The following is a 23605-nucleotide window of genomic DNA, read 5'->3' as shown; positions in this document are numbered from 1 at the left end:
GCTGTGCGGCGAGGGAGGCGTATAATAGTCTTTTCTGAGGGAGGGTCAAGAGGTGTTTTAAAAAAACAGTCAACCTGGCCCGATGAATGCTTCAAGAGACGACAGTAACACCCAGCGTCTGTCAGTTATTGTGCTCGTGCGGTACTCGCACGCCGGGAAGACTGAACTCGCCCCTTCAGTTTGGCCCAGGCACGCTCGCCCAGAAGAAAGAAAATCAGCAGCGTATAGATCCAGGCTTCGAACGAGGACACCCGCGATTGCATCCAAAAATGGGTCACTGCCAGAATCACAATGGCGTAAATCAGCTGGTGCAGCCGTTTCCAGTTCTTCTTAAGCCTGCGCACCATGGCTTTGGGCGAGGTCACTGCCAATACCAGCAGCCCAACCCAGCCGATCATGCCCAGGTATATGAAGGGTCGCTTGCTGACGTCTTCCCAGAAGACCGTCGCGTCCAGCTCGATCCAGCCGATCACATAGGTTCCCAGGTGCAGGCTGGCATAAAAGAAGGTGAACAACCCCAACATACGGCGGTACCGAACCAGGCTGGGCAAAGGCGTTCGCCGCCGCAGCGTGGAACAGGACAGTGTGATCAACAGCATCCAGAGCGCCCAGTGCCCCATCTCCTGCAACACCACTTCAAGTGCGTCGACACCCAATGCCCGGGGGTCCAGCACAAACAGGCCCCAGTACCAAGCTGCCGGTATCAACGCCGCGCAAAACAACACCCACCACAGCCAGCCTTGCCTGAGGTTGATGCCTGCTATCAAAAGAACTTCCTCAAATCCATACCTTCATACAAAGAGGCGACATCGTCATACCCATTGAACATTCGAGTCGGAATTCGCTCGACATCGCCATTGGCACCAATGCGTCGCTCACTGGCCTGACTCCAGCGGGGGTGATCCACCTCAGGGTTAACGTTAGCGTAAAACCCGTACTCGCTTTCGGCCGCTATGTTCCAGGTAACAGGTGGCATTTCGCGTACAAACCGAATGCGAGAGATCGACTTGATGCTCTTGAACCCATATTTCCAGGGGAGCAACAGGCGAATCGGCGCGCCATTCTGGTTTGGCAGTGGCTCGCCATACATACCCACAGCCAGAAAGGCCAGCGGATGCATGGCTTCATCCATACGCAGACCTTCCAGATAAGGGTAATCGATAAAGGAGAACCGGCTGCGCTGACCGCGCAGTTCATCCGGTCGTACAATGGTTTCGAACGCTACATAGCGGGCATCGCTGGTCGGTTCAAATTGCTGCAGCACTTTACCCAGCTCAATGCCTATCCAGGGTATTACCATCGACCAGGCTTCTACACAGCGCAGCCGGTAAATACGTTCTTCTGTGGCTGCCGAACCGGCCACAATCGACTCGAGATCAAAGGTTCCGGGGTTCGAACACTCACCTTCTACCGAGATCTCCCAGGGGTAGGGATTAAAGTCATCAGCGTATTTGGCGGGGTCGCCTTTGCCCGTTCCAAATTCGTAGAAGTTGTTGTACGAGGTTGCATCAGAGCGATCGGTCATGCCTTCGTCGGTGGTGACGCTGCGAAACACTGTTTGATTAACCCGCTGGTTCATCCAGTGCGGAGCGCTCTGATCTTCGGCGAAAACGCCCGGCACCGCACCGGCCAGCGCCAGACCACCCGCTGCCTGAATAATATGCCGGCGGTTCAGGTAGGCCGATTTCGGGGTGACATCATTTTCGGTTAAGTCTGAAGCCTGTTTAATTAACATACATCGCGTCCCATTGGATTTGTTCATAGTCTCCAAAGACTACGGAATCAGACGCTGACTGGTTTCACACTGGAGGATTGAACTTTTATTAAAGGATCCAGCTGTAAGGCAGCAAGCTGCTACAACTTTGGCACAGGAGAACGGCTGAGGCAGCGCCTTTACATCCTTTTTATAAGAAGGCGCTGCCGCAGGGAAGCGGGATCAGCTGTCGCTGGGGTCTACTTTTCGGGCATTTTTATAGAGCCGCAAACGACGCCAGACTTCAAAGACGGGGCCCGACAGAGCATAGGTCACCGCGAAGGCCAACAATACCGGGCCCGGATCCAGTGCGATCACGGCGATAACCATGATCGATAGCAACAGCACCACAAAGGGCACCCGACCCTTGTCGCTGAGGTCTTTGAAGGAGTAATAGCGAATGGGGCTGACCATCATCGCGCCGATCAGCGGCACAATAATAACCATAAGCCAGGCTACCGACTCACCTTCCACGCCCTTCTCACCCAGTGCCCACACCATGGCCCAGAGCACTCCGGCCCCAGCCGGACTGGCCAGGCCGACAAAAAACTTCTTGTCGACCGTATTGATCTGGGTGTTAAAGCGGGCTAATCGCAAAGCAGCACCGGCAACAAAGATGAAGGCGGCGACCCAGCCCAGGTTATCAAGACTGTGCAAAGACCACTGATACACCAGAATGGCGGGTGCGACACCGAAAGCCAGGTTGTCGGACATGGAATCGTATTGGGCACCAAATTCGCTTTGGGTATGCGTCATCCGCGCGACTCGTCCGTCCATGCCATCGAGAATCTGCGCAACAAAAATGGCCATGGCGGCCCGAACGAAACTCCCGTTCATCGACAATACGATAGCGTAGAAGCCAGCAAACAAAGCTGCAGTCGTTAGCAGATTGGGCAACAAATAAATGCCACGGCGGTGACTGGACAACTGCTGAACCGGCAATTGATCACTCTCCGTCATTTTCTCTTCTGTGGAACTCATAGAGCCCCCCTTTTATAATAAATTTGGCCCGGACCTAGCTAACCCGGGCGATGTTGATTCGGATGACCCGGGTACCTCAGTCCCCGGTTATGTCGACCGCTGTTTGCCAAAAGGCACTGACCAGCGGGTCCTGCAAACGCCGGTTTAAAACACAGACCCCGACATCAAAAGGCTGCAGTACCGTATCGGTCTGAATACGCTCTATTTTATCTTTCATCGGGCTGTTCTCAATAACCAGCCCTGGCACCACCCCGATACCGAAGCCCAGACCCACCATGCTGACAATGGCTTCGTTGCCAGCCACCTGGGCATAGATATTGGGTTTGATCGAATGCGCCCGAAACCACTGATCCAAGCGCTTTCGGGCCAACCCGTATTCGGACACCACAAAGGGAATCTGCCCCCAGGGTATCGGCGTTTCCTGCATCAGACTGCGCACCGGACAGTCGATGACCGGCGCGATAAAGTCCAGCGACGTCTCGACTATTGAAGCGAACATCAGTGGATTAGGCAAATGATCCGGTCGTGGCGCAACCGCAACATCGGTCTCGTCGTCCATGACCTTTTGCACGGCCTGAGCGGCGTCACCGGTTTCCAGTATCACTTCGATGTTAGGGAAGCGTTTGCGAAATTCGGTCAGCACTTCCAGCATAAAGGAGTAACTGGCCGTGACCGAACAATACAGCCGCACTTGCCCACGCAACTCACCCGGGTCGTTCTGCAACTTGTGTCTTAATTCCTGCCAGTGCGCCAGGGTAGATTCGGCAAACTCACGAAACAGACGACCGGCCTGAGTTAGCACCACGGTGCGGTTATCCCGCTCAAACAGGGTTGCCCCGATCTCGTCTTCAAGCCGCGCAATGCTGCGACTTAGTGTAGACGGGCTAACATGCATCGCTTCTGAAGTCTTGCCATAATGCAGCGATTGCGACAAATGTAAGAACTGCTTGAGCGCTCGCAGATCCATAGTAATCGACTCCTTAAACCGGCCCCCGATTATGCCATGCCCCCGGTAATATTGCAGCAAACGCAACAATGCCCGTCACAGTCCAACTGCCTCACACACCGGATAAAAATCAGAATGCGCAACAAACTGTTTCGAACAATTCATTTCCAGCAACACTCTCACTTCTGTACACTGCCCTGCAACGGTGGACAAACCACTATCAGCCTTTACAGGACACAGCATGAGTAATTACTTCAACACCCTGAATCTTCGCCAGCAGTTAGCCCAACTGGGTAAGTGCCGGTTTATGGAAAAATCCGAATTCGCCAATGAATGCGACGCGCTCAAGGGCAAGAAAGTGGTCATCGTCGGTTGCGGTGCCCAGGGTTTGAACCAGGGCCTGAACATGCGCGATTCTGGCCTCGATGTTTCCTACGCCCTGCGTCAGGCGGCCATTGATGAAAAGCGCCAGTCCTGGAAGAACGCCAGCGAAAACGGATTTCAGGTCAGCTCCTATGAAGACCTGATTCCGCAGGCTGATCTGGTGGTTAACCTGACCCCGGACAAACAGCACAGCAACGTCGTTGAAACCGTTATGCCGCTGATGAAAAAAGGCTCGACACTCGGCTATTCACACGGTTTCAACATCGTTGAAGTCGGCCAGAAGATCCGTGACGACATCACCGTTGTTATGGTTGCCCCGAAATGCCCGGGCACCGAAGTGCGTGAAGAGTACAAGCGTGGCTTCGGCGTACCGACGCTGATCGCGGTTCACCCTGAGAACGATCCGAAAAGCGAAGGTTTTGAAATTGCCAAAGCCTGGGCAGCGGCCACCGGCGGTCACCGTGCCGGTGTACTGGAAAGCTCCTTCGTCGCCGAAGTTAAATCCGACCTGATGGGTGAGCAAACCATTCTCTGTGGCATGCTACAGGCTGGCTCGCTGCTGTGCTTCGACAAAATGATCGCCGAAGGCGTCGATAAAACCTATGCCAGCAAGCTGGTTCAGTACGGCTGGGAAACGGTTACCGAAGCGCTCAAGCACGGTGGCATCACCACCATGATGGATCGCCTGAGCAACCCGGCCAAGGTCCGTGCCTATCAGTTAGCGGAAGAATTGAAAGAGCTGATGCGTCCTCTGTTCCAGAAACACCAGGACGACATCATCAGCGGCCACTTCAGTGAAACCATGATGGCCGACTGGGCCAACGACGACAAAGACTTGTTCGGCTGGCGTGAAGCCACGGGCAAAACCGACTTCGAACAGACGCCGGTAGCCGCCAACGATCTGGACGAACAGGAATATTTCGACAACGGCATTCTGATGGTCGCCATGGTCAAAGCTGGTGTTGAGCTGGCGTTTGAAACCATGGTTGAAAGCGGCATCATCGAAGAAAGCGCTTATTACGAGTCTCTGCACGAGCTGCCGTTGATCGCCAATACCATTGCCCGCAAGAAGCTGTATGAAATGAACGTTGTGATCAGCGATACCGCTGAATACGGCAACTATTTGTTTGCCAATGCTGCGGTTCCGTTGCTGGCTGAACACTTTATGCCGAAAATCGGTGCTGATGTGATTGGCAAGGGCATGAGTGCTGTCTCCGGCCAGGTCGATAACATTGAACTGATTAAAGTAAACACCGCTATTCGCACCCACCCGATAGAGTGGATCGGCGAAGAACTGCGCGGTTACATGACAGATATGAAGCGTCTCGTCGAAGCCTGAGTGCCCGACGAGCGTTTTACCGGTCTCAGTGAGGTCCCCAAAAGGGAGTGAGCATTAGTCCGCCGATCCGGCGGGCTTTTTTTTTGGCTGATCGGGCCAGTGAGTCAGATGATCAGGAAGGGGCTGAGCCTGCCTCCAGCAAACGGGTATTTATACGCTCGATGGCTTGGCCATGGTTTCCAGCGTGATCCCGCAGCCGACGCGCCAACAAAGACGATCAGTGAGCCTCGCTGGCGCCCTGGCACTTCAGGCAATAAATCACTTCCGGTTGTGCTTTCAGCCGACGCGGCTCAATGTCTTCATCGCACTGCTCACACCAGCCGTAATCACCAGCCTCCAGCTTGCGCAACGCCACCATAACCCGGCGTAACCGTTGCTCCGTCTGCACGGCGGCGGCCTTGTGCATTTCCTGCTGGCCAATGGCATCGATGCGGGACAGGCGCCCGACCTGAGCCTGATCAAGGGTAACCGGCGCGGCCGCGTCCCGGTAATAGGCCAGTTCTTCCGTCAATCGTGTCTTCAGCGCCGACAGTTCGTCACGCTGACGGGCCAGGAATGCATCTGATAACGTCATGAAAGCCTCCCATGTTAGAAAGCGGTCGGTAAAAAACCAAAAAAGGCGGGACAAGCCCGCCTGTTCAGTCAGGTTAAGGTGAGGTTACAGACTCAACGTCTTGTCTCCACGCGCCAGGCCCGACACACCGGTTCGCACCACCTCCATAATAGTCGCCCCGCTCAGGGCGTCCATAAAGGCGTTCACTTTCTCTTCGTTGCCGGTCACCTGAATGGTGTAGGTGGTCGGCGTCACGTCGATGATCTGGCCGCGAAAAATGTCGCAGGTGCGTTTTACTTCCTCACGCTGGGCACCGGTCGCCCGAACCTTGACCATCATCAGCTCGCGCTCAATGTGCGAGCCTTCGGTCAGGTCGACCAGTTTGACCACCTCGATCAGCTTGTTCAGGTGCTTGGTGATCTGCTCAACGACCCGGTCTTCACCCTTGGTGACCAGGGTCAAACGTGACAGCGTCGCATCATCGGTCGGGGCCACGTTCAGGCTCTCGATGTTGTAACCGCGCTGAGCAAACAGACCAACAACCCGCGCCAGTGCACCGGCTTCGTTTTCCATCAATACTGAAATGATATGCCGCATGATCAGGTCCTCTCCGTCTTGCTCAGGAACATGTCGGCCATACAGCCGCCGGGAACCTGCATCGGATAGACGTGCTCGTCCGGATCGATCAGGACATCGATGAACACCACCTTGTCGGTAATCGCCATGGCTTCGGTCAGCTTGGCTTCAAGTTCATCCGGCGATTCAATGCGAATACCGGTGTGACCATAGGCCTTGGCCAGGGCGACAAAATCGGGCAACGAATCAACATAGGAGTTCGAATAGCGGGACTCGTAATTCATGTCCTGCCACTGGCGCACCATACCCAGATAGCCGTTGTTCATGCACAGGATCTTGACCGGCAAATTGTACTGCTTGCAGGTCGCCAGTTCCTGAATGTTCATCTGAATCGAGCCCTCACCGGTAACACAGACCACCGCCGCGTTCGGGTAGTGCAACTGCACCCCCATCGCCGCTGGCAGGCCAAAGCCCATGGTGCCGAGACCGCCGGAGTTGATCCAGCGATTGGGCTTGTTGTACTTGTAGTACTGGGCCGCGAACATCTGGTGCTGGCCGACATCGGAACAGATGTAGGCATCGCCTTTGGTGACCTTGCACAGGGTTTCGATCACGTGTTGTGGCTTCATTTTTTCGGAGTCATCACGCCGGTAATGCCCACCGTGACGCTGGCGCCACTCGTCGATCTGTTCCCACCACAAACCCAGGGCTTCTTCATCAACCTTGAGTTTCGATTGCTCGATCTGCTCCAGCATTTCCTTCAACACCGGCTTGACGGGCCCGACAATGGGGATGTCTGCCTGGATGATTTTGGAAATGGACGCCGGGTCGATATCGATGTGAATGATGGTCGCATCCGGACAGAACTTGGCCGGGTTATTGGTCACCCGGTCGTCAAAGCGTGCGCCGATGGCCAGAATCAAATCGGCATTGTGCATGGTCATGTTGGCTTCATAGGCGCCGTGCATGCCCAGCATGCCAATAAACTGCCGGTCGGTACCCGGAAAAGCGCCCAGCCCCATCAGCGTATTGGTCACCGGGTAATTCAGGTGCTTCGCCAGTTGGGTCAGTTCCTTGCTGGCCTTGCCCAACACCACGCCACCACCGCTGTAGATGATCGGCCGCTTGGCTTGCAGCAGAGCATTGACCGCCTTGCGAATCTGACCACTGTGGCCTTTCTTGACCGGGTTGTAGGAGCGCATCTTGATGCGATCCGGGTATTCGTAGGGAAACTTCTCGTTGGGCATCGTCATGTCTTTGGGGATGTCGATGACGACAGGCCCGGGACGGCCGCTTTCGGCAATGTAGAAGGCTTTTTTGACAATGGTCGGGATGTCAGCCGGGTCACGAACCGACATGTTGTGCTTAACGATCGGCCGCGACAGACCCATCATGTCGGTTTCCTGGAAGGCATCGTCGCCCAGCAGGTGACTCATCACCTGGCCGGTAATGACCACCATGGGGATCGAATCCATATACGCCGTCGCAATGCCGGTAATGGCATTGGTCGCGCCGGGGCCGGAGGTTACCAGCACAACGCCAGCCTTGCCGCTAGCGCGGGCATAGGCGTCGGCCATGTGCGTAGCCGCCTGTTCATGGCGCACCAGAATGTGCTTAACGTCAGATTGCTTGTGAATGGCGTCGTAGATGTGCAGTACGGCCCCGCCGGGGTACCCGTAAATGAATTCAACGCCCTGGTCTTTTAACGATCGGATCAGCATTTCGCCGCCGGACAACATTTCCGGCTCATGCGCAGCTTGTGTCATGGTGAGCACCTTCGCTATGACTCAAGAACGCCGCTCTTCCCGAAGTTGGAGCGATCTTCAGCGCGTATTCAAGCAAGGCCGCCGGTAAGCGACTTTGCCAATACAGCCGACCGGTCGAGGGCGAACCTGCGACTCCGACGCCGACACTGCTGCTTGAATCGGGTTTCATTGGAACCGGGGGATGATCAGAAGCCATCCACGCCGGTTCCGGAAGTGTACCTTGGTTGCTGAGCTGACGAAAGTCACACAAACCCGCTAATTGCGCATCAAACTTTTGCCGTTTGACCCAACGCAGGTGCCTGCTCGGCATAACGCTGACGCAACACCTTGGCCGCCGATACCATAGCCTCGAGTGCTGGCGTCACCTCTTCCCAGCGCCGGGTCTTCAGGCCGCAATCCGGGTTCACCCAGAGCTGCTGCGCCGGGATCACCCGCGAGGCCTGTTCGAGCAGATCGATGATTTGCTCAACACTGGGCGTGTTCGGCGAGTGAATATCATAAACACCCGGACCAATGTCGTTCGGGTATTCAAAGGCTTTGAATGCTTCCAACAAGCGCAGGTCGGAACGCGAGGTCTCAATGGTAATCACATCCGCGTCCATATGGGCGATGGAGCCCAGAATATCGTTGAACTGCGAATAACACATATGAGTATGAATCTGGGTTTCGCTGGCGGCCCCACTGACGGTCAGGCGGAAGGCACCGACGGCCCAGTCAAGATAGGTCTGCCAGTGACGACGGCGCAACGGCAGGCCTTCGCGCAGGGCCGCTTCATCGATTTGAATAATACCGATGCCGGCGGCTTCCAGGTCCAGCACTTCATCACGCAACGCCAGCGCCAGTTGCAGCGCGGTGTCGGACCGTGGCTGATCATCGCGCACGAAAGACCAGTTCAGAATGGTCACCGGGCCGGTCAACATGCCTTTCATCGGCTTGTCGGTCTGGGCGGCGGCATATTGCGCCCAACGCACGGTCATCGGTGCCGGTCGCTGCACATCGCCAAACAGCACCGGCGGTTTGACACAGCGTGAACCGTAGGACTGCACCCAGCCGAACCGCGTGAACGCGAACCCGTCCAGTTGCTCACCGAAATATTCGACCATATCGTTGCGTTCGGCTTCGCCATGCACCAGCACATCCAGCCCCAGGGCCTCCTGGGCGCGCACCGTGTCCCGAATTTCGGCTTCGATGCGACGTTCATACTCAGCCTGCGACAAGTCGCCCCGGCGGTAATCCCGACGCGTCTGACGAATCGACTGGGTTTGTGGAAATGAGCCGATGGTCGTGGTTGGAAACAGCGGCAACGGCAGCACCGTCTGCTGGGCTGCACGGCGTTCGCTAAACGGCTCGGCACGGGCTGAGGTCAGCGCCGTCAGCTTGGCCAGCCGGTCACGCACCTCCGCCACTTTCAATCGCGGTGACTGGCGACGCTGCTCAGCGGCCTGAGCCGCCGAACTCAATTGAGCAAGCGTTTGTGCATCTGCAGACGCACTCAGGGCCCGTTTGAGCAACACCACCTCGTCGAGTTTTTGCACCGCAAAACTCAGCCAGCTGCGCAGCTCGTCATCCAGCTCGGCTTCCTGAGCCAGATCCACCGGAACATGCAGCAAGGATGAAGAAGGCGCCACCCAGAGCCGGTCACCCAGTTTGGCCTGGGCGGCCTTCAGGGTTTGCAACGCCCGGTCAAGGTCCGTACGCCAGATATTACGACCGCTGACGATGCCCAACGACAGCACCTTGTGGCTCGGCAACCAGTCAACTACCTGAGTGACTTCATGGGGGGCGCTGACCGCGTCCAGATGGATACCGGCGACGGGCAGGTTACAGGTCAGGGTCACGTTGTCTTCCAGCGCACCGAAATAGGTGGCCAGCAGGATCTTGACCGGCGCCGATTTCAACCGGTGGTAAGCGCGCTCATAGGCGGACCTCCACTCCTGTGGCAAATCCAGCACCAGAGCCGGCTCATCAATCTGTACCCAGCCAGCACCCTGCCCCGCCAGGCGGTTCAGAATCCCGGCATAGGTGTCGAGCAGCGCATCCAGCAGGCTCAACCGGTCAAAATTGTCGCCGCCTGCAGGCTTTGACAGCCACAGCCAGGTCAGCGGCCCCAGAATAACGGGTTTGGCGGCATGACCAGCGGCCTGTGCCTCCGCTACCTGGTCAAACAACGCCGTCGTGCTGATCGAAAATGTCTGGTCTGCGCGAACTTCGGGTTCCAGATAGTGGTAGTTGGTGTCGAACCATTTGGTCATGGTGCAAGCGGCAGCGGGTGTCCCTGAGGGGGCACGACCCCGCGCCATACGAAAATAGGTGTCGAGATCAACCTGACCGGTAACGGGACCAAAACGCTCGGGCACCACGCCCAACAGTGCCGACATATCCAGAACCTGATCATAATAGGAGAAATCACCCACCGTTACCGCATCCAGCCCGGCGTCGGCCTGCAACTGCCAGTGACGCTGGCGCAGGGTGCGGCCGACCTCAAGCAAAGCCGCCTGATCCTGATCGCCCGCCCAGTAGGCTTCGAGTGCGAATTTCAGTTCCCGTTGCGCGCCGATGCGCGGAAATCCAAGAGTGTGTGCGAACGTCATGACAAGTCCCTGATTGGCTATTGATTCATTGGGGACAGAGTGTGACTATGATGTAAATTCAATTCCATCTCATAATTTTCACGTTTTTATCAAATAGGATTCATATGTTTCTGGAGCGGCGTCATCTGCACAGCCTTAAAACCATTGCTGATTGCGGCAACCTCGCCCGGGCCGCCGAGCAACTGCACATCACCCAGTCGGCGCTTTCGCACCAGTTGAAAAGCCTGGAGCACCATTTTGATGTGTCGCTTTTTCTAAGACACACCCGCCCGATCCGATTAACCCCGGCTGGCTACAAACTGGTGCAATTGGCGGATCAGGTGTTGCCGCGCATGGCGGACGTGGAGGATGAACTGAGCCGACTGGCCAGCGGAGAAGCGGGCAGGCTGTACATTGCCATTGAATGCCACGCCTGCTTCGACTGGCTGATGCCCGTGCTGGAGCGGTTCAAGAAAGCCTGGCCGCTGGTCGACATCGACATTCGCCTGGGCCTGAGCTTCGACTCCATTACCGCCCTGCGCGAAGGCGAGCTGGACCTGGTGATCTCATCCGACCCGGTCGAAGCCAGCGATCTGGTCTTCCGCCCCCTGTTTCAATACGAAGGCCGCCTGGTCATGGCCGAAAATCACCCCCTGGCGCAAAAAGACTGGATTGCCCCAGAAGACCTGAAAACCGAACAACTGATCACCTACCCGGTATCGCGCGACCGGCTCGACGTATTCAAACACTTCCTCAGCCCGGCCGGGGTCGAGCCAAAATCCATCCGTCAGTCGGAACTGACCGCCGTAATCCTACTGCTCGTCGCCAGCGGCCGCGGCCTGTCAGCCCTACCCGACTGGGTACTGCGCTACGCCCAGCAACCGACGTCATCGCTAACCTCACGCCCGCTGGGCGAACAAGGCCTGCACGGCACCCTCTACGCCGCCATTCGCAGCGTAGAAGGCAAAAGCCCCTACCTGAACGACTTCATAGCACTGGCCGGAGAGTTTGGACCTAAACAGAATTAAAGACGTGGGACAGGGACTGACGCGAAACAATAAAAGACGTAACACATTAACTGACGCAGAACATGAACTGACGTAAAACACAAAGGGACGAAAAACACGGAAAGACGCAGAAAATCTGGAACGTCTTTTAATGTTTAGCGTCCCTTCATGTTTCGCGTCTTTCAATGTTCTGCGTCTTTTATTGTTTCGCGTCCTTTATTGTGTTGCGTCTCTCAATGTCCCACGTCTTTTCACCGGTAGCGTTGTTCCAGCATTTCAAACACAGCGCGAACCCCGAAAGCTTCGCCGCCAACCGGACGGCCCGGCAGGGCACGCTGGTTCCAGGCCATGATGTCGAAATGCACCCAGGGCGTTTGTTCGACAAAACGCTTCAGGTACAAACCCGCCGTAATCGCACCCCCGAAAGGCGATGGCGCGCAATTGACCAGATCGGCCACTTCGCTTTTCAGAAAATCGTCGTAAGGGGTATGCAACGGCAACTGCCAGACCGGATCGCTGACCTTTTTACCCGCCGCATTGAGATCCCGGGCCAGGGCATCGGCGTCGGTGAAATAACCGGGCAGTTCGGTACCAAGCGCTACCCGAGCCGCACCGGTCAGGGTCGCGAAATCGATAATCATGTCCGGGGTTTCGGTATCGGCTTCGGCCAGTGCATCGCATAACACCAGCCGACCTTCGGCATCGGTGTTATCTATCTCAACGGTCAGCCCTTTGCGAGTTTGCAGCACATCACCAGGGCGAAACGCATTGCCGGCGACGGCATTTTCCACCGCTGGAATCAGCACGCGCAGGTTCACCGGCAGGTTCAGCGACATAATCATCTGCGCCAGCCCCAACACATGAGCCGCACCGCCCATGTCTTTTTTCATGTAACGCATGCCCGCCGCCGGCTTGATATCCAGGCCACCGCTGTCGAAACACACGCCTTTGCCAACCAGCGTCACTTTGGGATGTTCAGCGTTGCCCCAGCGCAAATCGAGCAGCCTCGGCGCATGAACTGAAGCACGACCAACCGCATGAATCGTCGGGTAATTTTCGGTCAGTAACTGGTCACCGACCAGTTCGTTGAAAGTGGCATCAAACCTACCGGCCAGCGCCCGAGCGGCCTCGGACAAATGCTCGGGCATCATGTCGTTGGGCGGCGTATTCACCAGATCACGCACCAGTGCAACCCCTTCCGCAAGGCGTTGCAGACGTGCAACCCGTTGCTCATCGGCCATCACCAGGCGGGCTTTTACCGGCTCGCTGATTTTATAGCGGTCAAATTGGTAATTGCCCAACAACCAGCTCAACCCGGCCCGGTCGAGCAATTCGTCGGAGCCTTGCACCAGATAATCACCTTCGGGCAATCGTTTGGCCAGATCACCCAGAATCCATTGATCATCCAACGACGCAACACCCAAAACCACTTCGGCCAGCTCTCCATTCTCACCTGGCAACAACGCCAGACCTTTGCCGGTAAAGCCACTGGCGCGTAACCAGGCAACCTGCTCACCAGGGCGCCCTTGCGTCCAGGATTCAAATTCACGACTTTCCAGCAACGTAAGGGGAATACCGGTGTTACCGGCCTTTAATCGATCGGACAAAATAGGCATAAGGAATATAAGCTCATTGATAGGTCATAAATAAAGTAATAACGACAAAGTAACGACTTTCAAGGTCTGCCGAATAATCCGGCAATGACACCAGGGCGCCAAGTGTCATGAGTCGGAAATTCGCTATCAATTAACCACAGGTTATCGAAGGACTACCGGGTGCGCCTACTGAAGGCCGTTAGACAACAGGGATGTTGTCTCCGAGCCCCCAGGGAGGGGTTCACGGCGTGCCTTCAGTAGGCGTGCGCGGTAGTCCGAATGGCACCCAAGCAAACATGGGTGACAAAACACATTACTCGGCGAATTTCCGACTCATGACACCAAGCTAAGCCGCTTTACGGGACTGCTTGATCATCTCGTAGGCTTGCTGAATTTCCTGGGTTTTTTCCTTGGCAACGCCGGTCATCTCTTCGGGTAGGCCACGGGCAACCAGTTTGTCGGGGTGGTTCTGGTTCATCAGCCGGCGATAGGCTTTTTTGAGCTCCACATCGGAGGCACCCGCTGCCACCCCCAGCACCTTATAGGCCTCCTCAATGCTCGGCCCACTCTGACGGGGTGAATAGCTAGACTGTGAAAACTGAGCCTGCGCCTTAATGCGCTGGTTGATCAGCTCGAACTGCCACTTATTAAAACCAAGCGCCTTGCAGATCAGTTGAATAACGCGCTGTTCGCTGGCGCTTAGCCCACCGTCGGCATAGGCGGTTTGCAACTGAATCTCGAGAAAAATCTGGCTCAGGGTCTGGCGTCGGCCAATGACCTCGCGTAACTCTTCCAGCACCGGCATAATGTTGTATTCTGGCGACTTGCCTTCATTGAACAGGCGCATCGCTTCAATGCGCTGGGTTGCATCCAGGCCCATCCGGTTCATCACCAGTCGGGCCAGTTCTATCTCGCGCTCACTGACCCGGCCATCGGCCTTGGCCAGCTTGCCCATCACCCGGAACGTCGCCTGAAAGAACACGGTTTGCATGACGCCACGGCGGTCGTCACTGTTAAACGGGTTAGCGGGCTCGCTGCGCGCGCGGTCGAACGCATTGCCCAGCAACAACCCCAGGACCAACCCAATCGGCCCGCCGGTGTAAAACCCGATGGCACCGCCAATGATTTTTCCGTACCACTGCACCCTGCTTTTCCTCTTTTGCGCGTAAAGCCCGTGAAAATCCGCATCCACATACCTCGGTATGATGCCGTAATCTGCGTTGCAACGCCCGGCATACGGCCCCTCAGCTTAACCCGATACGGGTCGTTTGCACACTGCCACGGTATGCCACCCAGCCCCTTTCCGGTATTATGCCACTTCTGACTCTGACCACTGTTCACGGGCGTATGCCGTTACCACACCGACTTCACAGCGCCCTCTGGGCAACACTCGTCCTGGGACTGACAGCCACCGGTTTGCCAGACGATGCGTGGGCCGAAAGTACGACAACCCGGGAAAATAAAGGGATTTTGACCGACTGGCGTCCCTATACGGAATTACCCGCACGTGACCGGGCTGGCATTGCACCCTACTGCCCCGGCGGCTTTGTCGATCCACTGCGTTCAGACCCGAACGTCGACCCTAACCTGCCCGATGACCAGAGCCCGCTGACTTTCAATTTTGATGAAAGCCGCCTGCTAACCCAGGATGAAGCCCACCTGGTCGGCAACGTCAGCGCCCGCCAGAACAGCTTTCAGCTCCAGGCCGATGAAGTTACCTATCAGCGCAGCACCGGAACCGGCGAACTGATGGGCAATGTACAGCTACGCACCCTGGGTGCGATGATTGGTGGCAGCTCAGCTCAGCTCGATCTTAATCAGCGCACCTCTGATATTAACCAGGCGTATTTTGCCCTTCATGAGCAGGATTTGCACGGCCAGGCCCGCCGCATGTCGCGCCAGGGCGATAGCCTGTTGACCGGTCAGAGCACCACCTTTACCCGGTGTATGCCGCAGAACCCTGGCTGGCAGATCCACGCCGCCCGCTTTGAAGTTAACCGGGAGACCGGCATCGCCAAAGCCTGGCATGCCCGGCTTCAAGTCAAGTCGATCCCAGTATTGTATGTGCCCTATGTATCCTTTCCCATCGACGACCGGCGCCGCAGCGGCTTTTTGACCGGGACCTACGGCCTGGCAACCGACAACCCCGGTTTTAACGAACTTTCAGTGCCCTACTACCTGAATCTGGCGCCGAATTATGACGATACTTTTACCCTGCATTACTATTCGGATCTGGGTTTACTGGCCCGCAATGAATTTCGGTTTCTGACTGAAGATCACAACGGCGTCTCCGATCTTGATGTGCAGATATCACAATCCAACGACCCCCTCGATACCGAAGCGCCACGCCGCTGGGCTTTTGGACACCGGCAATCCGGTCAGTTGGGCGAGGCCACCGGCTACAACATGTCGACGCGCTGGGTCAGCGACATCCGCTACGACCAGAACTTTAACAACGGCGGCGAGATCGTCGAAGACCAGACACTGAACCTGAACCTGCGCCATAAAATCCCCACCGGCACACTACGATTTGGCTCGGCCTTCACCACCCCGGTTCAGGACAGCCCGGACAATTTCCACACCGCCAAGGTTACCGCCACGACCCGGTTCGGCAATGTCACCCCCAGCCTGCTCGCCGAATGGCAGGATCCGAAAGACGACACCGTCACCGCAGCCAACCATGACCTCAAGCGTCTGCCGGAACTGAGCCTGCGCTACAGCAGCCTCAGTTTACCGGGCAACCTGAACCTGGGCGCGACCGGTACCTACAGTATGTTCAGTCGGCAGCTCGACAACGACCGACTGAACAACCTGACAACCCCTTCACAGCTTCACCTGGCAACCGATTCGCAGCGTTTCTACCTGAACACCCGCCTCAGCTACCCGCTGAACGTGGAATGGGGCTACCTGAGACCGGAAATTGAAGGCCTGGCACTGGCCTACCAGCAATCGAACCCGGTAGACCCGGATTTCAGCCATAAACCGGATGATTTCTCCGCCACCGCCAACGCAGTGAACTGGCGCGCCACAATCGACAGCCGATTAATCGCCGAACGTTCCTATGCTGCCGGCAGCGATGTCTGGGTGCACTCCATTGAACCGCGGTTGCACTACAGCTACACCCCCTATGTCGATCAGAGCGACCTGCCCGACCTGAACACCAGCCCGGTCGGCAACGATTTCGCGCTGTTCAGCAAAACCCGTTTCTCAGGGCTCGACCGCATTGGCGACATGAACCGGCTCAGCGCCGCGCTCGATTCCCGCCTGCGCGACAAGGAAAGTGGCCGGGAACTCGCGTTCCTGGGGGTCAGCAAGGGCGTCAAATTGAGCCAGGAACGGGTTACCCAGGGCACAGCACTGGAAAAAAACCCGGAGTTCAGCCCCGAATACAGCCCCAACTACCTCGATGCGCGCTGGGCGCCGACCCGCCAGGTGAACCTCAATGCCAGCGCCGAGTTCGAACACCAGAGCATGGATCTGCAAGCCTACAGCCTGGATGTCACTTTTCTGCCCAACGACCGGCGCTTTATCCGCCTCGCCATCAGCGGCGACCGGCCCGACCCTGGCGACAACCCGGCGGGCTACCAAAGCTTCGGCGCTTCCGGTTACTGGACCGTGCGTGAAAACCTGGCGCTCATTGGGTACGCTAACTGGTCGCGCCCGCTGGACGATGCCGGTGAAGCCACCGACGACTACGCCTACACCGATCTGGTCTACGGCATCGATTACGACAGCTGTTGCTGGAACCTGCGCCTGGTCGGCTACAACAGCGTGCCGGATGAAGACGAAGAAACCATCGGCACCGGTTTGTTTGCAAGCAGAGCCGAACAGGGTGTTAAATTTGAAGTCACGCTCAAAGGCCTGGGCGGCAGTACCGGCAATGTCGAAAGTTTACTGGATGAAAAAGTGCCCGGTTACCGGGGCCGCCTGTACAATTACCGTTAGTTATGATCGTTTCATCGGTGCCCGCCATCCGGTGACGGTCAGCTTTACCACTTTCTATCTTTAATACTGGGAGTTTTGCCGTGATTCATCGTTTATACCGCCTCGGGGCCTGCGCGCTGGTCTTCGCCAGCCTGAGCCTGCCAGCACAATCGGAAGAGTTGCTCGACCGCATTGTTGCCGTGGCCAACGAGGATGTGGTTACCGCCAATGAACTGGTGGAACGCACCCGGGCCGTGCGCGACCAGTACGCCAGCAACCCCGGCGTGTTACCACCGCAAAACGAACTGCGCCAACAAATACTCGATGCACTGATTCTGGAACGGTTGCAGCTGCAGCTGGCCGATTCCATTAACCTGCGCATTACCGATGCCCAGGTTAATGCCGCCGTTAATCGCCTGGCCGAACAGCGCAATATGTCGCTAGAGCAGTTCATCTCCGCACTGCAAAGCAGCGGACAAAACTTCCCCACCGTGCGCGAGCAGATTCGTCAGGAACTGACCATCGGTGAGGTGCGCCGCCAGTACGTCGGGCGCACCGTCCGCGTTACCGAAGGTGAGGTAGAACGCTACCTGAACACCCTGGCCGGCCAGTCTCTGGCCGAAGCGGAATTTGAACTGGCCTACCGCCGCTTCACCCCCGAAGAAGCCGACGCCGCCCGTGCGCTGCGCGCCGAACTGAACCAGGGCGGCCGTCTGGAAGACGACCCCGACGCCCGCAATCTCGGGTTGCGTAAAGTCGACCAGTTACCCAGTGTCTTTCGCACCGTCGTCCCGGTAATGGAACTGGACGAAACCATACTGGTTGAACGCGACGACGCCCTGCACTTGGCTCAGTTGATCAGTAAGAACGAACGCAGAGCCGTGCAGGTGGAACAATACCGGGTTCGCCATATTCTGATTCGGCCCAATGTGGTGCTGAACGAAGAGCAGGCCCAGACCCTGCTAACCGACTTGCGTGAGCGCATCGCCAACGGTGAAGACATGGCCAGCCTAGCCAACCAGTTTACCGATGACCTCGGCAGCAAAGGCAATGGCGGTGACCTCGGCTGGCGCCAGGCGGAAGACTTTGTCCGCGCCTTTGCCAGCCAGGTAAGGTCGATGCCTGAAGGCGACGTCAGCCCGGTGTTCCAGTCTGAATTCGGCTTCCACATCCTGCGCGTCGAAGATCAGCGCATTCAGGATATTGGCCTCGACGTACTGCGCCAGCAAGTCCGCGAATCGCTCTCGGAACGCAAATACCAGGAAGCCCTGGAACGCTGGCTGGTAGAGCTGCGTGCCCAGAGTTTTGTAGAGGTACGGCTTTGACCTTACCACTTGCAGTTACCCCCGGCGAACCGGCCGGTATCGGCCCCGACCTGGTGCTGAAACAGGCGTTGAACAGCCACCCCGGCCCCTGGTTTGCCATCGCAGACCCGGATTTGCTGGCCTCCCGCGCCAGGTTGCTTGGCCTGGCCGTCACGGTGCAGCAGATTCAATCACCAGATGAACTGACCGGTCACACGCCCGGCATTCTGCCCGTGTTGCCGGTTCGGCTGCGCCAACCCTGCGAGCCCGGCGCGCTCAACCCCAACAATGCCGCCTACGTACTGGAAACACTCGACGTCGCGATCCACCTGGCGCTGGCCAACCGGGCCGCCCTGGTGACCGGGCCGGTGCACAAGGGTGTGATCAACGACGCAGGCATCCCGTTCAGCGGCCATACCGAATACCTGGAACACAAAGCCGGGGTCGACCAGGTCGTCATGATGCTTGCCACCGAAGGGCTGCGTGTCGCACTGGTGACCACTCACTTACCGCTGAGCGCCGTGCCCGGGGCCATTACGGCCGACAAACTCAAGCGAGTGACCGCCGTATTGCACGCCTCACTGATACAGGATTTCGGCTGCCAGGCGCCGCATATTCTAGTAACCGGCCTGAACCCCCATGCCGGTGAAGGCGGCCACATGGGCCGGGAAGAAATCGACATCATAGAGCCGGCGCTGGAAGAATTGCGCGGGCTGGGCTGGAACCTGGAAGGCCCACTGCCAGCCGATACGCTGTTTCAACCGCACTACCTCGACCGCGCCGACGCCGTGCTCGCCATGTACCACGACCAGGGCTTGCCGGTACTTAAATACAAAGGCTTTGGCGCCGCCGTTAACATCACCCTGGGCCTGCCTTTTATTCGCACCTCGGTCGACCACGGTACTGCGCTCGACCTGGCCGGCACCGGCCGCGCCAGCGATGGCTCACTCGCCGTCGCCTTCACCACCGCCTTTACCATGGCCAACCACCGGAGCCAGCATTCGCATGCATAAAGCGCGCAAACGATTTGGACAAAACTTCCTGCACGACGCGGGCGTCATCGACCGCATTGTCAAAAGCATCGCCCCCAAACCCGGCCAGCACATGATCGAAATTGGCCCCGGCCAGGGCGCTTTAACCGAGCCCTTACTGGACGCCACCGGCGGCGAACTCGATGTGGTCGAACTCGACCGCGACCTGATCCCGATTTTGCGCACCAAATTCTTTCGGGCCGAAAAGCTGCGCATTCACGAAGCCGACGCACTCAGTTTCGATTTTGGCAGCCTGGTAGAAGACGAGCGCCCGATGCGGCTGGTCGGCAACCTGCCCTACAACATCTCGACACCGCTGATGTTTCATCTGCTTAACTACGCCGATAACATTCACGACATGCACTTCATGCTGCAAAAAGAAGTCGTGCAACGGCTGTGCGCTGCCCCTGGCGACAACGCTTATGGCCGCCTGGGCATCATGATGCAATACCACTGTGAAGCGCGTTATCTGTTCACCGTACCGCCCGGTGCTTTTACCCCGGCGCCCAAGGTCGAATCGGCCATCGTTCGCCTGAACCCGCGCAAAACCCTGCCCTTTGTGGCTAAAGACCCGAAAAAATTCGAGATAGTCGTGCGCACCGCCTTCGGTCAGCGCCGCAAAACCCTGCGCAACAACCTGAAAACCCTGATCAGCGACGAACAACTCGAAGCCATCGGCATCAACCCGGGTGCACGGGCCGAAACGCTGGGTATTGAACAATTTGTTAATATTGCCAACGTACTGAGCGAACAGGAGGGCTCATGACGCTTTACGCCGTCGGCGACCTGCAAGGCTCCCGCGAACCGCTCGAACTGTTACTGGAGGCCGTAAAATTTGACCCGGCGAAAGACCAGCTCTGGCTGACGGGCGACCTGGTCAACCGGGGTAAAGACTCCCTTGGTTGCCTGCGCCTTGTCATAGGGCTTGGCGAGGCCGCCAGAACGGTGCTCGGCAACCACGACCTGCATTTGCTGGCACTGGCATACAGCGACAAACCGCGCAAAAGCAACCCGGATCTCGATGCCATTCTCAACGCCGAAGACGCCGACACACTGCTGAACTGGCTACGTCAACAACCCCTGTTGCTGGAAGATTCAACGCGCAAATTACTGATGACCCACGCCGGTATCCCGCCGAACTGGAGCGACCAGGAAGCCATCGCCAGAGCCCGGGAACTCGAAGCCGTGCTGGCCGATCCAGGCAGGTTCAACGACTTTATTCAGAGCATGTATGGCAACGAACCCAACGCCTGGAATAACGATCTGACCGGCCCCGCCCGCTGGCGCTACATCACCAACGCCTTCACCCGCATGCGCTTCTGCGGACCGAACGGTGAGCTCGACTTCGACAACAAAAAAGGCGCCGATGCGCCTCCCAAAGACATGAAACCCTGGTTCGAATGGCCCACCCAACGCCAGCACACCCTGCTGTTCGGCCACTGGGCCGCGCTAATGGGCAAAACCGGCAACAAAGATATCATCGCCCTCGATACCGGCTATGTCTGGGATAACTACCTGACCCTGATGAATATGGACAGCGGCGAACGCTGGCAGTGCGATACAACGGGAATAGTGTTCAGAAACGAGGGCTAAAAGCCCCAGGTTTTCGTTATTCGTAAGAGGCCAGTCCCCTGGGCGACAGGAAGCAAAACAAACCAATGACCAATAGTCAGCAAACAAAAAGCCCGATACAACCGCCAAGCCGGAAAAACGCATGACCACCAACAACGCCCCGGCAGGCTACCTTTCGGGGCCTGTCTCCACCCACATTCATCGCATGACGGTCTCTGGTGGGCTCGGCTTACTGGCCCTGTTCGCCGTTGATTTTGTTGACCTTTTCTTCATCTCCCTACTCGGTGAGCGCGAACTGGCGGCCGCCATCGGTTTTGCCGCGTCTATCCTGTTCTTTTGCCAATCGCTGAGCATTGGCCTGACCATAGCCGTCGGTGCCACCGTCGCCCGAGCACTGGGGGCTAACCAAATAGACCGCGCGCGTGAACTGATCGCCAGCAGCTCTGTGTTGATCTTTATCATTACCACCCTGGTCGCCGGGTCTGTGTGGCTGTGGCGAGAGTCGATACTGACGTTACTGGGTGCCCAGGGTTATACGCTGGCGCAAGCCTCCAACTACCTAGCCATCATCCTGCCCACCTTTGTACCGGTCTCCATAGGCATGGCGGCGGGCGGTGTGATGCGGGCAAAAGGAGATGCCAGAGGAGCTCTCTGGGTCACCCTGAGCGGTGCCATCGTGAATGCATTTCTCGACCCGATTCTCATATTCGGCCTGAACCTCGAACTAACCGGAGCGGCTATTGCGAGCGCCGCTGCCAGGCTAACCATCTTCGGCTATGGTCTGTTCAAACTGCACCAGTACCGAATGTTATCCTGGCCCGGTGCGAAAGCGGTACCGCGAGACTTCCTCACAATCAGCAGCATTGCCGTGCCTTCCGTACTCACCAACCTGGCAACGCCCATTGGCCTGGCCTTTGTAACAGCCGCCATGGCCCAGTTCGGCGATGCCGCTGTGGCAGGCTTCGCCATCATAACCCGCTTGCAGCAAGTAGCCTTCGTTGCGTTATTTGCTTTATCTGGCGTGGTGGGGCCAATTGCAGGGCAGAACTGGGGTGCTGGCGCTTACGATCGGGTAACCGATGTACTCACTGAATCCGTCCGTTTTGTATTTCGCTACTGCCTGGTGGTATGCCTCACCTTAGCGGCACTGACACAACCGATTATCTGTATATTCCAGGCATCCGAGCAAGCCGCAGAACTGATTCGCTGGTTCACGCTGGGGTTGAGTGCTGTGTTCGTATTTAACGGCATCACCTTTGTAACCAACGCTCTGTTCAACAACCTGGGATCACCCAAAACCGCAACCTTGTTCAACGTACTCAAGGCAACGGTTTTTACCATCCCCTTCATATGGCTCGGCGCTCACTGGTTCGGCGCACCGGGTGTACTTATTGGTCAGGGTTTGGGTAGTGCGATGATTGGGCTGGCGGGTTTGTATTGGTGTCGGCGATGGGTAGATGGGTTGCGTCAAGGGTAACCAAGTTCATACAGCCCTCGCATTAATACTCAGAGGGAGATGACGTTCCGGATTACCACCAGCCCCTACTGCAAAAAGTACTACCTTGGAGCCAAGTGTAGGCTCGATAATCGTAACCTCAAATGAATCCAGTCCATCTGTAAGGGTCAATGTCGACATTTTGTACTCACTCTTCCGGGGTGCTACCGGGACACCCACCAGAATAGCTATAGATTTCGATAACAAAGCTCCGATTCAATAGATGTTTAATGTATTAGCTGTAGATACCCCGACACCTGCTTGATAAACCCCTTTATGTACGCTATTTTGTACATGAACAACATCTTGTACAGGCTCAGTATTATGGATGCTATCAGCTACACAGCCGCCAGAACCAATCTAGCAAAAACCATGGAGCAGGTCTGTGAAGACCATGCCCCCATGATCATCACCCGGAGTAAGGCGCAATCGGTGGTCATGATCTCACTTGAAGACTATGAAGCGTTGCAAGAAACCGCATACCTCATGCGAGCGCCCAAGAATGTTCGTCGTTTGCTGGAATCGGTTGCCGAGCTGGATCAGGGCGGTGGTCAGGAAAAGGAACTTCTTGAATGAAGCTCATCTTCTCCGAGCACGCCTGGGAAGACTATATGTACTGGCAGAAAACTGACAAAAAAATCCTGAACCGAATTAACAAGTTGATCAAAGAGACCAAACGAGAACCATTCGAGGGTATCGGCAAACCGGAACCGCTCAAACACAGCCTTGCGGGATACTGGTCCCGCCGAATAAACGAAGAACACCGCATCGTTTATAAGGTCACGGATGACGCTTTGCTCATTGCACAG

General features: G+C 56.8%; 20 protein-coding genes. 10 read left to right on the top strand and 10 right to left on the bottom strand.

What is annotated here, in order from left to right:
* Positions 1 to 125: 125 nt before the first annotated feature.
* The 4 genes from WEB54_RS07910 to ilvY form a co-directional block, all read right to left on the bottom strand.
* Complete coding sequence (locus tag WEB54_RS07910; protein WP_368054827.1) at positions 126 to 767, bottom strand: sulfite oxidase heme-binding subunit YedZ; 642 nt, start codon at positions 765 to 767, stop codon at positions 126 to 128.
* A complete protein-coding gene (msrP, locus tag WEB54_RS07905; RefSeq protein ID WP_368054825.1) occupies positions 764 to 1735 on the bottom strand; it encodes a protein-methionine-sulfoxide reductase catalytic subunit MsrP in 972 nt (323 codons plus the stop codon). The genes WEB54_RS07910 and msrP overlap by 4 nt, the downstream gene beginning before the upstream one ends.
* 201 nt (positions 1736 to 1936) lie before the next feature.
* Complete coding sequence (pssA, locus tag WEB54_RS07900) at positions 1937 to 2734, bottom strand: CDP-diacylglycerol--serine O-phosphatidyltransferase (protein ID WP_368054823.1); 798 nt, start codon at positions 2732 to 2734, stop codon at positions 1937 to 1939.
* Between the two features lie 76 nt (positions 2735 to 2810).
* On the bottom strand, positions 2811 to 3701 hold the full coding sequence (ilvY, locus tag WEB54_RS07895; RefSeq protein ID WP_368054821.1) for an HTH-type transcriptional activator IlvY: 891 nt from the start codon (positions 3699 to 3701) through the stop codon (positions 2811 to 2813).
* Positions 3702 to 3921: 220 nt separating this feature from the next.
* Between ilvY and ilvC the strand changes: the two genes are divergently transcribed.
* Positions 3922 to 5403 (top strand): ketol-acid reductoisomerase, encoded by a 1482-nt coding sequence (gene ilvC, locus WEB54_RS07890; protein WP_368054819.1) that lies wholly within the window; start codon positions 3922 to 3924, stop codon positions 5401 to 5403.
* Positions 5404 to 5620: 217 nt separating this feature from the next.
* Here ilvC and WEB54_RS07885 read toward each other — a convergent pair whose 3' ends face one another.
* The 4 genes from WEB54_RS07885 to metE form a co-directional block, all read right to left on the bottom strand.
* Entirely contained in the window at positions 5621 to 5977 is a 357-nt protein-coding gene (locus WEB54_RS07885) for a TraR/DksA family transcriptional regulator (RefSeq protein ID WP_368054817.1), read from the bottom strand.
* An 84-nt stretch (positions 5978 to 6061) separates the two neighbouring features.
* Complete coding sequence (gene ilvN / locus WEB54_RS07880) at positions 6062 to 6553, bottom strand: acetolactate synthase small subunit (RefSeq protein WP_368054816.1); 492 nt, start codon at positions 6551 to 6553, stop codon at positions 6062 to 6064.
* A 2-nt stretch (positions 6554 to 6555) separates the two neighbouring features.
* Complete coding sequence (locus tag WEB54_RS07875) at positions 6556 to 8298, bottom strand: acetolactate synthase 3 large subunit (RefSeq protein WP_368054814.1); 1743 nt, start codon at positions 8296 to 8298, stop codon at positions 6556 to 6558.
* Positions 8299 to 8564: 266 nt separating this feature from the next.
* Entirely contained in the window at positions 8565 to 10889 is a 2325-nt protein-coding gene (gene metE, locus WEB54_RS07870; protein ID WP_368054812.1) for a 5-methyltetrahydropteroyltriglutamate--homocysteine S-methyltransferase, read from the bottom strand.
* A gap of 104 nt (positions 10890 to 10993) precedes the next feature.
* On the opposite strand from metE, the gene WEB54_RS07865 reads away from it, so the two are divergent.
* Positions 10994 to 11896 (top strand): LysR family transcriptional regulator, encoded by a 903-nt coding sequence (locus WEB54_RS07865; RefSeq protein ID WP_368054810.1) that lies wholly within the window; start codon positions 10994 to 10996, stop codon positions 11894 to 11896.
* Between the two features lie 230 nt (positions 11897 to 12126).
* Here WEB54_RS07865 and WEB54_RS07860 read toward each other — a convergent pair whose 3' ends face one another.
* Together WEB54_RS07860 and djlA are read right to left on the bottom strand one after the other, a co-directional pair.
* Positions 12127 to 13491 carry a M17 family metallopeptidase gene (locus WEB54_RS07860; RefSeq protein WP_368054808.1) on the bottom strand — a complete coding sequence of 455 codons (1365 nt, stop codon included), beginning with the start codon at positions 13489 to 13491 and terminating at the stop codon, positions 12127 to 12129.
* Between the two features lie 325 nt (positions 13492 to 13816).
* Positions 13817 to 14614, bottom strand: coding sequence for a co-chaperone DjlA (djlA, locus tag WEB54_RS07855; protein WP_368054806.1), 798 nt, complete (start codon positions 14612 to 14614; stop codon positions 13817 to 13819).
* A gap of 326 nt (positions 14615 to 14940) precedes the next feature.
* On the opposite strand from djlA, the gene WEB54_RS07850 reads away from it, so the two are divergent.
* From WEB54_RS07850 to WEB54_RS07815, 8 genes are all read left to right on the top strand, one after another.
* Positions 14941 to 17415, top strand: a complete 2475-nt coding sequence (locus tag WEB54_RS07850; RefSeq protein WP_368054804.1) for an LPS-assembly protein LptD — start codon at positions 14941 to 14943, stop codon at positions 17413 to 17415.
* Between the two features lie 80 nt (positions 17416 to 17495).
* On the top strand, positions 17496 to 18719 hold the full coding sequence (locus WEB54_RS07845; protein WP_368054802.1) for a peptidylprolyl isomerase: 1224 nt from the start codon (positions 17496 to 17498) through the stop codon (positions 18717 to 18719).
* A complete protein-coding gene (gene pdxA, locus WEB54_RS07840; RefSeq protein ID WP_368054800.1) occupies positions 18716 to 19711 on the top strand; it encodes a 4-hydroxythreonine-4-phosphate dehydrogenase PdxA in 996 nt (331 codons plus the stop codon). The genes WEB54_RS07845 and pdxA overlap by 4 nt, the downstream gene beginning before the upstream one ends.
* On the top strand, positions 19704 to 20495 hold the full coding sequence (gene rsmA / locus WEB54_RS07835) for a 16S rRNA (adenine(1518)-N(6)/adenine(1519)-N(6))-dimethyltransferase RsmA (protein WP_368054798.1): 792 nt from the start codon (positions 19704 to 19706) through the stop codon (positions 20493 to 20495). The genes pdxA and rsmA overlap by 8 nt, the downstream gene beginning before the upstream one ends.
* Positions 20492 to 21322, top strand: coding sequence for a symmetrical bis(5'-nucleosyl)-tetraphosphatase (locus WEB54_RS07830; protein WP_368054796.1), 831 nt, complete (start codon positions 20492 to 20494; stop codon positions 21320 to 21322). The genes rsmA and WEB54_RS07830 overlap by 4 nt, the downstream gene beginning before the upstream one ends.
* A gap of 121 nt (positions 21323 to 21443) precedes the next feature.
* A complete protein-coding gene (locus WEB54_RS07825; protein WP_368054794.1) occupies positions 21444 to 22778 on the top strand; it encodes an MATE family efflux transporter in 1335 nt (444 codons plus the stop codon).
* 342 nt (positions 22779 to 23120) lie between these two features.
* Complete coding sequence (locus tag WEB54_RS07820; RefSeq protein WP_368054792.1) at positions 23121 to 23372, top strand: type II toxin-antitoxin system Phd/YefM family antitoxin; 252 nt, start codon at positions 23121 to 23123, stop codon at positions 23370 to 23372.
* Positions 23369 to 23605 (top strand): Txe/YoeB family addiction module toxin (locus WEB54_RS07815; RefSeq protein WP_368054790.1); only part of this gene is annotated, 237 nt, incomplete at its 3' end. The genes WEB54_RS07820 and WEB54_RS07815, both read left to right, overlap by 4 nt.

Origin of the sequence: Saccharospirillum sp. (genome assembly GCF_040881935.1) — a bacterium.
Lineage (GTDB): Bacteria > Pseudomonadota > Gammaproteobacteria > Pseudomonadales > Natronospirillaceae > Saccharospirillum.
Note: the sequence above shows the minus strand (reverse complement) of the source record. Positions and strands in the feature narration are given on the sequence as shown.

Bases quoted from the DNA above. Each gene is read 5' to 3' on its own strand.
- ilvY (WP_368054821.1), bottom strand. From the start codon at position 3,701: ATGGATCTGCGAGCGCTCAAGCAGTTCTTACATTTGTCGCAATCGCTG.
- WEB54_RS07865 (WP_368054810.1), top strand. From the start codon at position 10,994: ATGTTTCTGGAGCGGCGTCATCTGCACAGCCTTAAAACCATTGCTGAT.
- WEB54_RS07820 (WP_368054792.1), top strand. From the start codon at position 23,121: ATGGATGCTATCAGCTACACAGCCGCCAGAACCAATCTAGCAAAAACC.
- WEB54_RS07825 (WP_368054794.1), top strand. From the start codon at position 21,444: ATGACCACCAACAACGCCCCGGCAGGCTACCTTTCGGGGCCTGTCTCC.
- WEB54_RS07860 (WP_368054808.1), bottom strand. From the start codon at position 13,491: ATGCCTATTTTGTCCGATCGATTAAAGGCCGGTAACACCGGTATTCCC.
- ilvN (WP_368054816.1), bottom strand. From the start codon at position 6,553: ATGCGGCATATCATTTCAGTATTGATGGAAAACGAAGCCGGTGCACTG.
- ilvC (WP_368054819.1), top strand. From the start codon at position 3,922: ATGAGTAATTACTTCAACACCCTGAATCTTCGCCAGCAGTTAGCCCAA.
- WEB54_RS07830 (WP_368054796.1), top strand. From the start codon at position 20,492: ATGACGCTTTACGCCGTCGGCGACCTGCAAGGCTCCCGCGAACCGCTC.
- msrP (WP_368054825.1), bottom strand. From the start codon at position 1,735: ATGTTAATTAAACAGGCTTCAGACTTAACCGAAAATGATGTCACCCCG.
- WEB54_RS07875 (WP_368054814.1), bottom strand. From the start codon at position 8,298: ATGACACAAGCTGCGCATGAGCCGGAAATGTTGTCCGGCGGCGAAATG.
- WEB54_RS07885 (WP_368054817.1), bottom strand. From the start codon at position 5,977: ATGACGTTATCAGATGCATTCCTGGCCCGTCAGCGTGACGAACTGTCG.
- pssA (WP_368054823.1), bottom strand. From the start codon at position 2,734: ATGAGTTCCACAGAAGAGAAAATGACGGAGAGTGATCAATTGCCGGTT.
- metE (WP_368054812.1), bottom strand. From the start codon at position 10,889: ATGACGTTCGCACACACTCTTGGATTTCCGCGCATCGGCGCGCAACGG.
- rsmA (WP_368054798.1), top strand. From the start codon at position 19,704: ATGCATAAAGCGCGCAAACGATTTGGACAAAACTTCCTGCACGACGCG.